Annotated in this window: 17 protein-coding genes; 12 read left to right on the plus strand and 5 right to left on the minus strand. The window is 64.1% G+C overall.

Features of this window, described 5'->3' with window-relative positions; all coding sequences use genetic code 11:
- The first annotated feature begins 55 nt into the window (after positions 1 to 55).
- The 3 genes from FJ426_RS13650 (at position 56) to FJ426_RS13660 (ending at position 2,105) form a co-directional block, all read left to right on the plus strand.
- A complete protein-coding gene (locus tag FJ426_RS13650; RefSeq protein ID WP_140560267.1) occupies positions 56 to 373 on the plus strand; it encodes a hypothetical protein in 318 nt (105 codons plus the stop codon).
- A 194-nt stretch (positions 374 to 567) separates the two neighbouring features.
- Complete coding sequence (locus FJ426_RS13655) at positions 568 to 1,557, plus strand: BMP family ABC transporter substrate-binding protein (RefSeq protein WP_140496350.1); 990 nt, start codon at positions 568 to 570, stop codon at positions 1,555 to 1,557.
- A 107-nt stretch (positions 1,558 to 1,664) separates the two neighbouring features.
- Entirely contained in the window at positions 1,665 to 2,105 is a 441-nt protein-coding gene (locus FJ426_RS13660) for a GNAT family N-acetyltransferase (protein WP_224684735.1), read from the plus strand.
- Here FJ426_RS13660 and FJ426_RS13665 read toward each other — a convergent pair.
- Both FJ426_RS13665 and FJ426_RS13670 read right to left on the minus strand, forming a co-directional pair.
- The gene (locus FJ426_RS13665; RefSeq protein WP_140560265.1) at positions 2,100 to 2,483 is read right to left on the minus strand and encodes a hypothetical protein; all 384 of its coding nucleotides are present in this window, start codon (positions 2,481 to 2,483) and stop codon (positions 2,100 to 2,102) included. The two genes, FJ426_RS13660 and FJ426_RS13665, sit on opposite strands and share 6 nt — an antisense overlap.
- A 17-nt stretch (positions 2,484 to 2,500) precedes the next feature.
- The gene (locus FJ426_RS13670) at positions 2,501 to 2,710 is read right to left on the minus strand and encodes a SlyX family protein (RefSeq protein WP_140513732.1); all 210 of its coding nucleotides are present in this window, start codon (positions 2,708 to 2,710) and stop codon (positions 2,501 to 2,503) included.
- Positions 2,711 to 2,923: 213 nt separating this feature from the next.
- On the opposite strand from FJ426_RS13670, the gene FJ426_RS13675 reads away from it, so the two are divergent.
- From FJ426_RS13675 to deoA, 6 genes are all read left to right on the plus strand, one after another.
- Positions 2,924 to 4,456, plus strand: a complete 1,533-nt coding sequence (locus tag FJ426_RS13675) for an ABC transporter ATP-binding protein (protein WP_140560369.1) — start codon at positions 2,924 to 2,926, stop codon at positions 4,454 to 4,456.
- Positions 4,453 to 5,592 carry an ABC transporter permease gene (locus FJ426_RS13680; RefSeq protein WP_140513733.1) on the plus strand — a complete coding sequence of 380 codons (1,140 nt, stop codon included), beginning with the start codon at positions 4,453 to 4,455 and terminating at the stop codon, positions 5,590 to 5,592. Before FJ426_RS13675 ends, FJ426_RS13680 begins: the two co-directional genes overlap by 4 nt.
- Before the next feature lies 1 nt (position 5,593).
- Entirely contained in the window at positions 5,594 to 6,565 is a 972-nt protein-coding gene (locus tag FJ426_RS13685) for an ABC transporter permease (protein ID WP_140560264.1), read from the plus strand.
- Positions 6,566 to 6,630: 65 nt separating this feature from the next.
- Positions 6,631 to 7,023 (plus strand): cytidine deaminase, encoded by a 393-nt coding sequence (gene cdd, locus FJ426_RS13690; RefSeq protein WP_140560368.1) that lies wholly within the window; start codon positions 6,631 to 6,633, stop codon positions 7,021 to 7,023.
- Entirely contained in the window at positions 7,020 to 7,826 is an 807-nt protein-coding gene (locus tag FJ426_RS13695; protein WP_140560263.1) for a purine-nucleoside phosphorylase, read from the plus strand. The genes cdd and FJ426_RS13695 overlap by 4 nt, the downstream gene beginning before the upstream one ends.
- Positions 7,826 to 9,145: a thymidine phosphorylase gene (deoA, locus tag FJ426_RS13700; RefSeq protein ID WP_140560262.1), complete on the plus strand. Its 1,320-nt coding sequence runs from the start codon at positions 7,826 to 7,828 to the stop codon at positions 9,143 to 9,145. The genes FJ426_RS13695 and deoA overlap by 1 nt, the downstream gene beginning before the upstream one ends.
- Positions 9,146 to 9,175: 30 nt before the next feature.
- Here the strand turns inward: deoA and FJ426_RS13705 are convergent, their stop codons facing one another.
- The 3 genes from FJ426_RS13705 to FJ426_RS13715 form a co-directional block, all read right to left on the minus strand.
- On the minus strand, positions 9,176 to 9,739 hold the full coding sequence (locus FJ426_RS13705) for a TIGR02281 family clan AA aspartic protease (protein ID WP_140496364.1): 564 nt from the start codon (positions 9,737 to 9,739) through the stop codon (positions 9,176 to 9,178).
- A gap of 187 nt (positions 9,740 to 9,926) precedes the next feature.
- Entirely contained in the window at positions 9,927 to 10,556 is a 630-nt protein-coding gene (gene upp, locus FJ426_RS13710; protein ID WP_140496366.1) for a uracil phosphoribosyltransferase, read from the minus strand.
- A gap of 130 nt (positions 10,557 to 10,686) precedes the next feature.
- The gene (locus FJ426_RS13715) at positions 10,687 to 11,661 is read right to left on the minus strand and encodes an adenosine deaminase (RefSeq protein WP_140560261.1); all 975 of its coding nucleotides are present in this window, start codon (positions 11,659 to 11,661) and stop codon (positions 10,687 to 10,689) included.
- Between the two features lie 133 nt (positions 11,662 to 11,794).
- Here FJ426_RS13715 and ubiE point away from each other — a divergent pair, with 133 nt between their 5' ends.
- From ubiE to FJ426_RS13730, 3 genes are all read left to right on the plus strand, one after another.
- Positions 11,795 to 12,571 carry a bifunctional demethylmenaquinone methyltransferase/2-methoxy-6-polyprenyl-1,4-benzoquinol methylase UbiE gene (ubiE, locus tag FJ426_RS13720; protein ID WP_140560260.1) on the plus strand — a complete coding sequence of 259 codons (777 nt, stop codon included), beginning with the start codon at positions 11,795 to 11,797 and terminating at the stop codon, positions 12,569 to 12,571.
- A 13-nt stretch (positions 12,572 to 12,584) separates the two neighbouring features.
- Positions 12,585 to 14,159 (plus strand): 2-polyprenylphenol 6-hydroxylase, encoded by a 1,575-nt coding sequence (gene ubiB, locus FJ426_RS13725; RefSeq protein WP_140496372.1) that lies wholly within the window; start codon positions 12,585 to 12,587, stop codon positions 14,157 to 14,159.
- 74 nt (positions 14,160 to 14,233) lie between these two features.
- Entirely contained in the window at positions 14,234 to 14,443 is a 210-nt protein-coding gene (locus FJ426_RS13730) for a plasmid stabilization protein (protein ID WP_140496375.1), read from the plus strand.
- The last annotated feature ends 2 nt before the right edge of the window (positions 14,444 to 14,445 follow it).

Here is a 14,445-nt window from a genome sequence, read left to right on the forward strand (position 1 = left end):
ACACCGCCGGAGACCTCGGGAGGATATTGAGGATCGGCCAGGGGAAAGGTCTTTGATGCTTCGATTTGTCTTTCGTCTCGCGGCCATGGTCGCGCTGTCGATTTCGGTCATCATGGCGGTGCTTGACACGACACGCACGGTGGCCGCCTCGGCACTGGTGCTGACCCCGCTCAATGCAAGCTGGCTGGCCGTGTCGCCCGACACGCGCGCCACCTTTGAAAGCTTCGTTCGCGCCAAGGCCGGCCCGCTGCTATGGGACGGCCCCATCGCCTGGGTGCTCAACCAGCCGGGCTTTGCCGTGTTCGCGGTGCTTGCCTTGCTGCTCTACGCCATCGGCTACAGGCGGCAGCGGCGCACGGGGCAATTCGCCTGAAGGGCACGGGCATCGCACCCCGCCGTGCTTTTCCAAAAGGTCAAAATTCCACGTGAATTTTGTTTCGGGCCGTGCCAGATTGCCGCTGAGCGGGAGGGGAATATACACTCCTGGCTGACGTCGCGCGCATGCCGGAGAACCGGGCAGGCGGGCGGGGCGTAACGGAAAAAAATAACCGACAGGGTGTGGATCACATGAAACGTATCGTTCTCGGCCTTCTGGCCGCAACTGCAATGGTTCTTCCGGCTTTCGCCGCGGATGTGCAGCCGGCCATCCTCTATGATCTCGGCGGTAAGTTCGACAAATCCTTCAACGAGGCCGCCTACCATGGCGCCGAAAAGTTCAAGACAGAGACCGGCGTCCCCTATGTCGAGTTCGAGGTCTCCAACGCTTCGCAACGCGAGCAGGCGTTGCGCCGCTTCGCCGAGGACGGCCACAACCCGATCGTCATGGCCGGCTTCGCCTGGGAGGATGCGCTGAAGAAGGTCGCGACCGAATATCCCGATCTCAACTTCGCCATCATCGACGATGCCGTCGACCTGCCCAATGTCCGCTCGCTGGTATTCAAGGAGAATGAAGGCTCCTATCTCGTCGGCATCATGGCGGCGATGGCCTCCAAGACGAAGAAGGTGAGCTTCGTCGGCGGCATGGACATTCCGCTGATCCGCAAGTTCGAATGCGGCTATGTCGGCGGCGCCAAATCGGCAGGCGCGACCGACGTCATCCAGAACATGACCGGCGACACGCCGGCCGCCTGGAATGACCCGGCCAAGGGCGGCGAGATCGCCAAGACGCAGATCGACCAGGGTTCCGACGTGGTCTATGCGGCCGCCGGCGGCACCGGCGTCGGTGTGCTTCAGGCGGCGGCTGATGCCGGCAAGCTCGGCATCGGTGTCGATTCCAACCAGAACGGCCTCCAGCCCGGCAAGGTTCTGACCTCGATGCTGAAGCGCGTGGACGTTGCCGTCTACACCGCCTTCATGGACGGCAAGAATGGCACCTTCAAGGGTGGCGTCGAAAATCTCGGCCTCAAGGAAGGCGGCGTCGACTACGCCATGGACGACAACAACAAGGCGCTGGTGACCGACGAAATGAAGGCGGCGGTCGAGAAGGCCAAGGCCGACATCATCGCCGGCAAGGTCGAGGTGCACGATTACACCGCCGACAACGCCTGCCCGTATTGATCGGTAAGCACTAAGTTTCGAACCGCCGGGCCTTATCCCGGCGGTTTTGTTTTTGGAAGACCTTGATGGCATGCACCGAGGCAAGAGTGGCGCCGATGATAGAACCCATGACCGAAAGCGACGTCGAGGCGATGGCACGATTGCGGGTTGCCGCCTTTTTCGAGGGTAGCGCAAGGACGCCGGACGAGGATGCCGCCGGGCTCCGCAGGCTGTTGGCCGGGGACGGCTTCGAGACGGCGCTTGTGGCCCGGATCGGCGAAGTATCGGTTGGCACATGCCTGCTGGTTCGCCACGAATTGGAACCTTCGCACGACCTGACGCCATGGCTTGCCGGCTTGGTCGTGGATCGCAACCACCGCAACAAAGGGATCGGTGGCGCACTGGTCCGGGCCATCGAAGCACATGGGGCGTCGATCGGTGCGGAGCGACTCTACCTCTATACGTGGGAAGCGCGTGATTTCTATGCTGGGCTCGGTTGGGTAGTCGTCGAGCCGTTTGAACAGGACGGTCACCCAATGCTGCTAATGGTGCGCGAGCTTCGGCTATAGCTGGCCCACCAGATAACCGAGCGCGAAAACCGCGATCAGCAAGATGGCGATGACCGCGCCGCGCCGGCCGCCGAGCGCGGGAACGCCGACGCCGTAGGGTTGGCGTTCCAGCTTGCGGATTACCACCGAAGGTTTCGCCTCGTCATCGCCGGGCGAGCGCATCTGCGGCAGTTCGGCGATGCGTTGCGAGATCAGCCGCCAGCGATCGTCGCCGGAAGGTTCGGCGCGGTCGAAAATATGCATGCGCTCGGCAAGCTGGACCACCGCATCGCGAAAGGCGGGGTCGACCTCCAGATCGCGCTCGGCCCTTTGGCGTTGCGCATCGTTCATCAGGCCAAGCACGTAGTCGCCGGCTCTTGCGATGCGATCGCTGGCCATCGCTCGGCTTCCCTCCCCTACCAGTGCGGCGGCTTAGTCACCGGCACGTCGGGTGCCGCCTGTTCCTCCAGCGCCAGGAAGCGGTCGGTCAGCGCGTCGAGCTTGCGCTGCATGCGCTCGATCACCTTCCACTGCTCGGCGATCTGGCCGGACAGCTCCTCGATGGTCTTCTCCTGCTCGGCGGAGCGGATCTCCAGCGTCGTCAGCCGGTCGGCGGGCATGGTCATGCAAAGTCCTCAGGTGTCGCGCGCAGTGTCAAATCGGCTTGCCATATTAGCGAATATGAGAGCTTCGGCCACGTTCGAAATTGACAAGCGCGCCGGGATTTGTCGAGAGTGGACGCTGCTCCGGCCAATTGGCACGGGCGGAGCGTCATGCTAGGCATTTTGACCAAGCGATAAAAAAATAAGAGTGGGACAGGCTGCATGGCGCATGCCGCGATTGAACTGGCCGCAATCGAACTGATTGGCATCAACAAGAGCTTTGGCGCCGTGCGCGCCAACCGCGACATCAACCTGGAAATCGCGCGCGGCACCATCCACGGCATCGTCGGCGAGAACGGCGCCGGCAAGTCGACGCTGATGTCGATTCTGTATGGCTTCTACCAGGCCGACAGCGGCGAGATCCGCGTCGGCGGCAAGCCGGCATCGATAAGCACGCCCAACGATGCGATCGCGCTCGGCATCGGCATGGTGCACCAGCATTTCATGCTGGTCGACAATTTCTCGGTCCTGGAGAACGTCATCCTGGGCGCCGAAAGCGACGCCTTGCTGAAGAAAAGCATCGCCAAGGCGCGTTCCGAACTGGAGCGGCTGGAGCGTGAATACGGCCTCGAGGTCGATCCCGACGCCATCGTCGAGGAATTGCCGGTCGGCCTGCAGCAGCGCGTCGAGATCCTCAAGGCGCTCTATCGCGGCGCCGAGATCCTGATCCTCGACGAGCCGACGGGTGTGCTGACGCCGGCCGAGGCCGACCACCTCTTCCGCATCCTCAAGCAATTGAAGGAGCAGGGAAAGACGGTGGTGCTGATCACCCACAAATTGCGCGAGATCATGGCCATCACCGACACGGTTTCGGTGATGCGCCAGGGCACGATGGTGGCGACCAGGCAAACGAAGAAGACCACCGTCGCGGAACTGGCCGAACTGATGGTCGGGCGCCGCGTGCTCTTGCGGGTGGAGAAGGGCGAAGCGGAAGCCGGCGCGGTAAAACTCGCGGTCAAGAACCTGACGGTCAAGGATTCCCGCGGCGTCACCATGGTCGACGACATCTCCTTCGACCTGCGCGCCGGCGAGATCGTCGGCATCGCCGGTGTCGCCGGCAACGGCCAGTCCGAACTGCTCGAGGCGATCTCCGGCATCAGGCACGCCGTTTCCGGTTCGGTGATGCTCGAGGGCAAGCCGATCGATCTCACCGGCAAGGCCGATCCCGGCGAACTGCGCGACCGCGGCCTCGCCCATGTGCCTGAGGATCGCCATCATGTCGGGCTGGTGCTGGCCTTCGAGGAGAACGAGAATTCCATCCTCGGCTATCATGACGATCCCCGCTATCTCAAAGGGCCGTTCCTCAACATCGACGCCATCGTTGCCGATGCCAAGGACAAGATCGAGAAATACGACATCCGCCCCGGCAATCCTCGGCTGAAGACGGCCAACTTCTCCGGCGGCAACCAGCAGAAGATCGTGCTCGCGCGGGAAATCGAACAGGACCCCGGCGTTCTCATCGTCGGCCAGCCGACGCGCGGCGTCGACGTCGGCGCCATCGAGTTCATCCACAAGCGCCTGATCGCCATGCGCGACCAGGGCAAGGCCGTGCTGGTCGTGTCGGTCGAGCTCGATGAGATCCGCTCGCTCTCCGACCGCATCCTGGTGATGTTTGCCGGCCGCATCGTCGGCGAGCGCGGGCCGGAGGCAAGCGAGGGCGAGCTCGGCCTGCTGATGGCGGGTGTTGAGCGCCAGGAGGCGGCGCAATGAGCACGCCTTATGCCAAATTGCCGGCCTGGGCCGACTATGGGCTGATCCCGCTGATCAATCTGTCTGTGGCCTTCATCGTCGCCGGCTTCGTCGTGCTTCTGGTCGGCGAGAACCCGTTCCGTGCCGCCGTCATCCTGGTCGAGGGCGCCTTCGGCAAGGGAACAGGTATCGCCTTTACCCTCTTCTATGCCACCACCTTCATCTTCACCGGACTTTCGGTGGCGGTAGCAGCGCATTGCGGCCTGTTCAACATCGGCACCGAGGGGCAGGCCTACATCGCCGGCCTTGGCATCGCCATCGTCTGTCTCTCCTTCGACAGCGTGCTGCCATGGTGGCTGACATTTCCGCTGGCCATCGTGGCTTCGGCGGCCGTGGGCGCCTTGTGGGCGCTGATCCCCGCCTATCTGCAGGCCAGGCGCGGCTCGCACATCGTCATCACCACCATCATGTTCAACTTCATCGCTGCTTCGATCATGGTCTACCTGCTGGTCGGCCCGTTGAAACCGGCAGCCTCGCAGGCGCCGCAGACGCGCAACTTCCTGGCGGGCGCGGAATTGCCGAAACTCAACTGGGTCATCGAGCTGTTCGGCGCCAAGATCCGCTCGGCACCGCTCAACATCTCCTTCCTGCTCGCGCTGCTCATGGCCTTCCTGGTCTGGCTGCTGATCTGGCGCACCAAGCTCGGCTATGAGATGCGCACCTACGGCCACAGCCCAAAGGCGGCGCGCTATGCCGGCATTTCCGAAACCCGCATCATCATCACCGCCATGATGATCTCGGGTGCGCTCGCCGGCATGATGGCGCTCAACCCGGTGATGGGCGACCAGCACAATGTCGCGATCGACTTCGTCAGCGGCGCCGGTTTCGTCGGCATCGCCGTGGCGCTGATGGGTCGCCTGCACCCTGTCGGCATCGTGCTGGCGGCCATCCTGTTCGGCATGCTCTACCAGGGCGGCGCCGAACTCGCCTTCGAGATGCCTGCCATCAGCCGTGACATGATCGTGATCATCCAAGGGTTGGTCATCCTGTTCGCCGGTGCTCTCGAACACATGTTCAGGCCTTACATCCAGGCGCTGTTCGCCTCGCTCAGCCCGAGGTCGGTCGGCATGGAAGCGGTCAAGGGAAAAGGCGCCTGAGATGGACACCTTCAACGCCATCGTCCAGACGCTGGACTCCACCATCCGCCTCTCGGTGCCGCTGCTGCTCGCCTGCCTGGCCGGCCTCTATTCGGAACGCGCCGGCATCTTCGACATCGGCCTCGAAGGCAAGATGCTGGTCGGCGCCTTCGCCGGTGCGGCGGCCGCGTCGGTCTTCCATTCGGCCTTTCTCGGACTGGGCATGGCGATCCTGATCTCGGTCGCGTTCGCGATGATCCACGGCTTTGCCTCGATCACCCATCGCGGCAACCAGATCGTTTCCGGCGTGGCGATCAACTTCATCGCCGCCGGCTCGACCATTATCCTCGGCCAGGCCTGGTTCCAGCAAGGCGGGCGCACGCCGGCGCTGCAACCAGCCGAGCGGTTCGAAGCCATTGTCTGGCCCGGCGCCGAGGCCGTCCGAGGCGTGCCGGTCCTCGGGCCGATCTACGCGGAACTGATCTCCGGCCACTCGATACTGGTCTATCTCGCCTTCGCGATGGTGCCTTTCACCTGGTGGGTGCTGTTTCGCACGCGCTTCGGGCTGCGGCTGCGCGCGGTCGGCGAAAACCCAGCCGCCGTGGACACCGCCGGCATCTCGGTCGCCTGGCTGCGCTACAGGGCGCTGATCTGCACCGGCATCCTGACCGGCGTCGCCGGCGCCTATCTGTCGATGGTGCAGAATGGCGGCTTCGTGAAGGACATGACGGCCGGCAAGGGCTACATCGCGCTGGCCGCGTTGATCTTTGCCAAGTGGAAGCCGGTCAACGCCATGTTCGCCTGCCTGCTGTTCGGCTTCCTCGACGCCCTGTCGATCCGCCTGCAAGGCTCGCCGCTGCCGCTCATCGGCAAGGTGCCGGTGCAGTTCATGCAGGCCCTGCCCTATATTCTCACCGTCATCCTTCTCGCCGGGTTCATCGGCAAGGCGATCCCGCCGCGCGCCGGCGGCGTGCCCTATGTCAAGGAACGCTGAGGATCGAGGGCGCGACGCAAAAGGCGCGCCGGCTTATGGACAAGATCATCGGAGAGAACACTGAAATGTCGCATGAATTGTTCGAAGCGGCGAAGGCTGCCATGGCCAAGGCCTATGCCCCCTATTCGAAATTTCCGGTCGGTGCCGCACTTCGCACCGAGGACGGGCGCGTCTTCACAGGCGCCAACATCGAGGTTGCTTCCTATCCCGAAGGCTGGTGCGCCGAGACGACGGCGCTCGGCCATTATATCATGGGCGGCGGCGGCAAGATCATGGAAATCGCCGTCCTTGCCGAGCGCATGGCCAAATGCTCGCCTTGCGGCGGCTGCCGGCAGCGGCTGGCCGAATTCTGCCGTCCCGACACCAAACTCTATCTCTGCGACAATACCGGCGTCGCCGAGACCGTGACCATGGGCGACATGCTGCCTTACGGCTTTCGCGGCGACATGCTGAAATGAAGGAAGCGCTCGACCATCTGATCGAACGGCTGGACGGCCTGGCGCCGACCACGGCGCTGGTGCTGGGGTCTGGCCTGGGAGGGCTGGTCAGCCAGATCGAGAACCCGATCCGTGTCTCCTATGCCGATCTGCCCGGCTTTCCCAGAAGCGGCGTTTCCGGCCATGCCGGAGAGGTGGTGGTCGGGCTGTTTGCCGGCACGCCGGTGCTGATGCTGTCGGGCCGCGCCCACTATTACGAGCACGGCAACGCCGCGGCTATGCGGCCGGTGCTGGAGGTGCTCGCCGGCACCGGCATCACCAAGCTGATCCTCACCAATGCCGCCGGCTCGGTCGATCCGGAGATGGGGCCGGGTTCGGTGATGCTGATATCGGACCACATCAATTTCTCCGGCACCAACCCGCTGATCGGCGAGCCAAGCGACCGCCGTTTCGTCGGCCTGACCGAAGCCTACGATGCCGGCATCCGCAAGGCGATCGAACAGGCGGCGAAGGCGACCGGCACGGCGCTGCACAAGGGCGTCTACATGTGGTTCTCCGGCCCGTGCTTCGAAACGCCGGCCGAGATCCGCATGGCGCGCATCATGGGCGCCAACGCGGTCGGCATGTCGACCGTGCCGGAAGTCATCCTTGCCCGCTTCCTTGGCCTGCGTGTCGCCGCCTGCTCGATCATCACCAATCTTGCCGCCGGCATGACCGGAGCCGAGCTTTCGCACCAGGAGACCAAGGATATGGCCCCGGTCGGCGGCGCGCGGCTGGCGACGATCCTGAAGCGTGTGTTCCGCGACGGACTGTTGGAGAACTGATGCTTCCGCAGGAAATCATCCGCCACAAGCGTGACGGCCACAGACTGCCGGCGCGCGAAATCGCCGACTTCATCGCTGGCGTAACCGATGGCGCCGTCACCGATGGCCAGGTCGCGGCTTTCGCCATGGCGGTGTTCTTCAACGGCATGGGCCGCGACGAGGCCGTGGCGTTGACATTGGCCATGCGCGATTCCGGCGACGTTCTCGACTGGTCGGACCTGCCCGGCCCGGTCACGGACAAACATTCGACAGGCGGCGTCGGCGACAACGTCTCGCTGATGCTGGCGCCGATCGTCGCTGCCTGCGGCGCTTATGTGCCGATGATATCCGGCCGCGGCCTCGGCCACACCGGCGGCACGCTGGATAAAATGGATTCCATCCCCGGCTACGCCAGCCAGCCCGACATCGCGCTGTTTCGCAAGGCGGTGCTGGAGGCGGGTTGCGCCATCATCGGCCAGACCGCGGACCTCGCGCCGGCCGACCGCCGGCTCTATGCCATCCGTGACGTGACCGGAACCGTGGAGTCGGTGCCGCTGATCACCGCCTCGATCCTGTCGAAGAAACTGGCGGCAGGCCTGGGCTCGCTGGTGCTCGACGTCAAGGTCGGCAATGGCGCCTTCATGGAGAAGTCGCGCGACGCGACGGCGCTCGCCAACAGCCTGGTCGAAGTCGCAAGCGGCGCCGGACTGAAAGTTTCGGCGCTGATCACCGGCATGAACGAACCGCTGGCCTCGGCCGCCGGCAACGCGGTCGAGGTGCGCAACGCCGTCAATTTCCTGACCGGCCGCCTTCGCGACCGGCGCCTGGAGGATGTGACGCTGGCGCTCGCCGCCGAAATGCTGCAGGCGGCGGGTCTGGTGCCGTCCAACCAGGACGGCATGCGGCGGGCGACCGAAACGCTTGCCAGCGGCCGCGCCGCCGCCACCTTCGCGCGCATGGTGACGGTGCTCGGCGGCCCCGCCGATTTCATCGAGAAGCCGGAACGATATTTGCCCGTTGCGCCAACGGAACACGCGGTGAGAGCGATCGCGGACGGCTTCGTCACCGGCATTGCCACGCGCGATATCGGCCTTGCCGTGGTCGGGCTGGGCGGCGGCCGCACCCGGCCAGACGACAAGGTCGACCCGGCGGTCGGCATCACCAGGCTGTTGCCGGTCGGCGCCGAGGTTCGAGCTGGCGAGCCGCTGGCGCTGGTCCATGCCCGCTCGGTGTCCGACGCCGAAGCCACGGCGGCAACGGTGCTTTCGGCCTATGCGATCGGCGCTTCCAAGCCGCCTGCCGACAAGTCGGTCATCCGGCGCATCCTGCCGCGTGGCTGATATGACCCAGCCCCGAACGGCCGTGCCCGCTCACTGGACAAGAAGCAGCGTGCCGTTTTCGGCCTGATATTTGCCCAGCCGATTGAGAAAGCTCATGCCGATCAAATTGGTGTGCAGCGCCTTGTCGTCGAGCACGATAGCCTGCACGTCGTTGACGGTGATGCTGCCGATCTGCAAGCGGTCGATCATCACCACCGCCGCCTTGATCGTGCCGTTGGCCGTGTTGACCTCATGACTGAAATCCGATGGGTTCAGCGACAATCCGATCCTGCGCGCCGTCGAGGTGTTGACGGCGACCAGTGTCGCTCCGGTATCGATCATGCCGTCGATCTGGCGTCCGTTCAGTTTGAAGGCCGACGAGAAATGCCCTCGCGCGTCGGCCGTGACGACAACCTTGCGGCCCATCGGCAACGGCGCCACCGGCTTGTCGGGAGCCGCTGCCAAGGCGACCTCCGGACGGGCGTCGGCCGCTGGCTTGGCCGTCACCGCCGTTTTCAGCAGGCTTTCGAACATCTGCGGATTCGACTGATAGACAATCGGGATGGATGCCGATGTACCGGCAAAGACGCTGAGGATAAGTAGCTTGCGCAGCATGGATCGGCCCCCGGCGCATGACCCCGAAAATCGGGATCGATTTCGGAAAGGATCACGCGCAAATCAAAGTGCCGCAGCGTCCGACAGGACGCGCGGCGCTGTCGTGAAGGCCGATTCTTAACGCCGGGATGGTGTTTGCCGTTTTAACGCCGCTCGAAACCGCGCCGTTGCGTAAACTTTCGGTAAATCACTTTGTCCCGTACATGCGGTCGCCGGCGTCGCCGAGGCCGGGCATGATGTAGCCCTTCTCGTTGAGCTGGCGATCGATGGAAGCCGTGAAGACGGGAACGTCGGGATGTGCCTTGGTGAAGCGCTCGATGCCTTCGGGCGCCGCCAGCAGGCACAGAAAGCGGATGTTGGTGGCGCCGCGCCCCTTCAGCTTGTCGATCGCCGCGATGGCGGAATTGGCGGTGGCCAGCATCGGATCGACGACGATGACCAGCCGGTCGGCGAGGTCGCTCGGCGCCTTGAAGAAATATTCGACTGCTTCCAGCGTCTCATGGTCGCGATAGAGGCCGATATGGGCGACGCGGGCCGCCGGAACCAGGTCGAGCAGGCCTTCGAGCAAGCCATTGCCGGCGCGCAGCACCGAGGCGAAGACCAGCTTCTTGCCTTCCAGCGTCGGCGCCTCCATCGTTTCGATCGGCGTTTCGATGGTCGTCGTCGTGAGTTCGAGATTGCGCGTCACCTCATAGCCGAGCAGCAGCGAGATCTCGCGCAGCAGCCGCCGGAAACCGGCCGTCGAGGTCTCCTTCTTGCGCATGATGCTCAGCTTGTGCTGGACGAGCGGGTGGTCGACGACGGTGACGCCCTTCATGATGTGCTCCGACGTGGTTCGTGGTGAGTAGCCAATAGTGAGTAGTGAATAGTGAGCCGATTTGCGAGTCCCGATGCGCGCTCCGCCAAACTGCTCACTGCTGGCCACTCCCTGTCCACCCAGCCTTCATTCACCTGGCCTTCGCATCCAGCCGGCTGAGCAGCGTTGCCTTGGTCTTCCTGTCGACGAAAGCGGCCTCGATGGCCGTTCGGGTAACGGCCGCCAGCGCCTTCTCGTTCATCGAGAAATACTCGGCCGCAATGTCGTATTCGCGTTTCAGCGAGGTCCAGAAATAGGGCGGATCATCCGAGTTGAGCGTCACCTTGCAGCCGGCCGCTAGCAGGGCGGGGAACGGGTGGGCGGCGAAACTGTCGAACACTTTCAACGCAATATTGGAGCCGGGACAGCATTCCAGCACCACGCCCTCATCGGCGATGCGCCGGACAAGATCGGGGTTTTCGATGGCGCGCACGCCATGGCCGATGCGCGACGGGCGGATGTGATCGAGCGCCGCCTGGACCGTCTCCCACCCCGTCAGTTCGCCTGCGTGAACGGTAATGCCGAGCCCGGCCTCGCGGGCGATTTCGAATGCCCTGACGTAGTCCTCCATCTCGCCGACCCTCTCGTCGCCGGCGACACCGAAGCCGGTCACCAGCGGATGTCCGCAGCGCGCGGCAAAGCGCGCTGCCCGCTCGATGGACTCGACGCCGGCATGGCGCACGCCGGTGACGATCATGCGGCCCTCGATGCCGGTCTTGGCCTTGGCGCGGGCCATGCCTTCGCCGAGCGCGTCAGTATAAGCCTTCGGCGACAGCCCCGCCTTCGTGGCATGGTCCGGCGAGGTGAAGACCTCCGAGTAGATGGCGCCGTCACGCGCCAGGCTGGTCAGATAGTGGTCAGCCAGCCGTGCATAGTCTTCCTCGGTCCGGAACAGGTCGGAGGCGAAATCATAGGCGGCGAGAAAAGAGGTGAAATCGTGCCAGACGAAAGAGCCGTTCTGGATATAGGGCGAGATGTCCTTGCCGTATTTCTGCGCCTGTCGGATGACGAGTTCCGGTGCCGCTGCCCCTTCGATGTGGCAGTGCAGTTCCGCTTTCAAAGGCATTCAAACATCCCGTCGGTCAGTCCAGGTCTCGAAACCCGCCACCTGGAAGCGCGGCCGAACACCGCGCCTTAAACAATAGCGCCCGCACCATCGATCGGCTATGGTCCCGCCGGTTTTATGACGGATCAAAAAAATGTCAGTTGAGAGAACCACGGCCGCCGGCGGCATGGAAACCTCCTATGGTTTCAAGCGTGTAGGGGCAGGCGACAAGCAGCCCCTGGTCAACGATGTTTTCCACAAGGTCGCCAACCGCTACGATCTGATGAACGACCTGATGTCGGGCGGCCTGCACCGGCTGTGGAAGGACGCCATGGTAGCCTGGCTCAATCCGCCGAAGCGGCCGGGCTGGTGCGTGCTCGATGTCGCCGGCGGCACCGGCGACATCGCCTTTCGCATCGTCGATGCCAGCCATGGGCATGCTCATGCCACCGTGCTCGACATCAACGGCTCGATGCTCGCCGTCGGTCGCGACAGGGCGCAAAAGAAAGGCATGTCCGGCAACACCGACTTCGTCGAAGCCAATGCCGAGGAACTGCCGTTCGCGGACGCCACCTTCGACGCCTACACCATCGCTTTCGGCATCCGCAACGTCCCCAGGATCGACGTCGCTCTCACCGAAGCGTTGCGCGTGCTGAAGCCGGGCGGGCGGTTCCTGTGCCTGGAATTTTCCGAGGTCGAGATGCCGTTGCTCGACAGGGTCTACGAGGCCTGGTCGTTCAAGGCCATTCCGAAGATCGGCAAGGCCGTCACCGGCGATGGCGAGCCTTATTCCTATCTCGTCGAGTCGATCGCGAAATTCCCCAACCAAGCGAATTTTGCTTCCATGATAACCCGCGCGGGCTTCGATCGGGTCTCGTTCCGCAACTATTCCGGCGGCATCGCCGCGCTTCATTCGGGCTGGAAACTTTGAGGCAGGCCCGGGCATGAGCACCGTCAGCGCTGGATTTCGGCTCATGCGGGCCGGCTGGGTGCTTGTGCGCGAGGGCGTCGTCGCCGCTTTGCCCGGCGAGGAACTGTCCGGCCTGCCGAAATTGGGCTGGCGGCTGGCGCGGCTGTTTACCCGCCGCCGCGCGCTCGCCTATGAGCGCAGCGATCGGCTGGCCAAGGCGGTGGTCCGGCTCGGGCCGTCCTATGTCAAGCTGGGCCAGTTTCTGGCGACACGACCCGATGTCGTCGGCAACGACATGGCGCTCGATCTCGCCATGCTGCAGGACAAGATGCACACCTTCCCGACGGCCGAGGCGGTGGCGGCCATCGAGGGCTCGCTCGGGCGCAAGCTCGGCGACCTCTACACGCGGTTCGGCGACCCGGTCGCCGCGGCCTCCATCGCCCAGGTCCATGCCGCTGAAACCGTCGATGGCGGCGTCGCCAGGAAGGTGGCGGTCAAGGTGATCCGGCCGGGCGTGCGCCGCCGCTTCTTCCAGGATCTCGAAAGCTATTTCCTCGCGGCCCGCCTGCAGGAGAAATACATCCCCTCCTCACGCCGGCTGCGGCCCGTGGAGGTGACCGAGACGCTGGCGCAGACCACCAAGATCGAGATGGACCTGCGCCTCGAGGCGGCCGCGCTTTCCGAACTTGGTCAAAGCACCAGGGAGGATCCGGGCTTTCGCGTCCCTTCCGTCGACTGGGAGCGCACCGGCCGCGACGTGCTGACCATGGAATGGGTCGACGGCATCAAGATGAACGACATCGCCGGACTCGCCGCCGCTGGACACGATCTGAGGGCAATCGCGGCCAACCTCATCCAGTCGTTCTTGCGCCATACGCTGCGCGACGGCTTCTTTCACGCCGACATGCATCCGGGCAACCTGTTCGTCGAGGCTGATGGCACGATCGTCGCGGTCGATCTCGGCATTGCCGGCAGGCTCGGCAAGAAGGAGCGCCGGTTCCTCGCCGAAATCCTCTACGGCTTCATCACGCGCGACTATCTGCGCGTCGCCGAGGTTCATTTCGAGGCCGGCTACGTGCCGCGCCAGCACAATGTCGCGGCCTTCGCCCAGGCGATCCGCGCCATCGGCGAGCCGATCCATGGCCAGCCGGCCGAGACCATTTCCATGGCCAAGCTTCTGACGCTGCTGTTCGAGGTGACCGAACTCTTCGACATGGCGACGCGGCCCGAACTGATCCTCCTGCAGAAAACCATGGTGGTGGTCGAGGGCGTGGCGCGCACGCTCGATCCGGCCTTCAACATGTGGAAGACCGCCGAACCCGTGGTCAGCGGCTGGATATCAGGAAATCTCGGGCCAAGCGGCCTGCTGGCCGACGCCCGCGACGGCGGCAAGGCGATGCTGACGCTGATCCGCCAAGCCCCCGAGTTGGCAGCGCGCACCGAGCGGCTGTCGCGCGAGATCGACCTGATGGCCGAGCATGGCCTGCGCTTCGACGAGGCGACGGCCCGCGCCATCGGAAAGGCCGAAGCGCGCTACAACCGCTCCGGCCGCGTGGCGCTGTGGGTGATAGCCCTGACGCTGGTCTATATAGCCTGGAAGCTGCTCTGAGTGACTGCAATGACAGCAATGCGGTCATTGCAGTCGAAAGACGGGATAGCTATATTGTGCGCAGGAGTGCGACTATGGCCAGGATTACTGTCCGGAATCTGGAAGATCATGTCATGCAGCGATTGCGTGAACGCGGTGCCGCGCGCGGCGTTTCCATGGAGCAGGAGGCGCGGGATGTGCTCGCGGCATCAGTTGGGCTTCCGACCACGAAAGGCTTCGATGGTGGACGCCTGACATTCAAGGACGAGGCCAAGGTTCAACCAATGGCAGGGAGGCAAAGTTAGCC

Origin of the sequence: Mesorhizobium sp. B2-6-4 (assembly GCF_006441495.1) — a bacterium.
GTDB lineage: Bacteria > Pseudomonadota > Alphaproteobacteria > Rhizobiales > Rhizobiaceae > Mesorhizobium.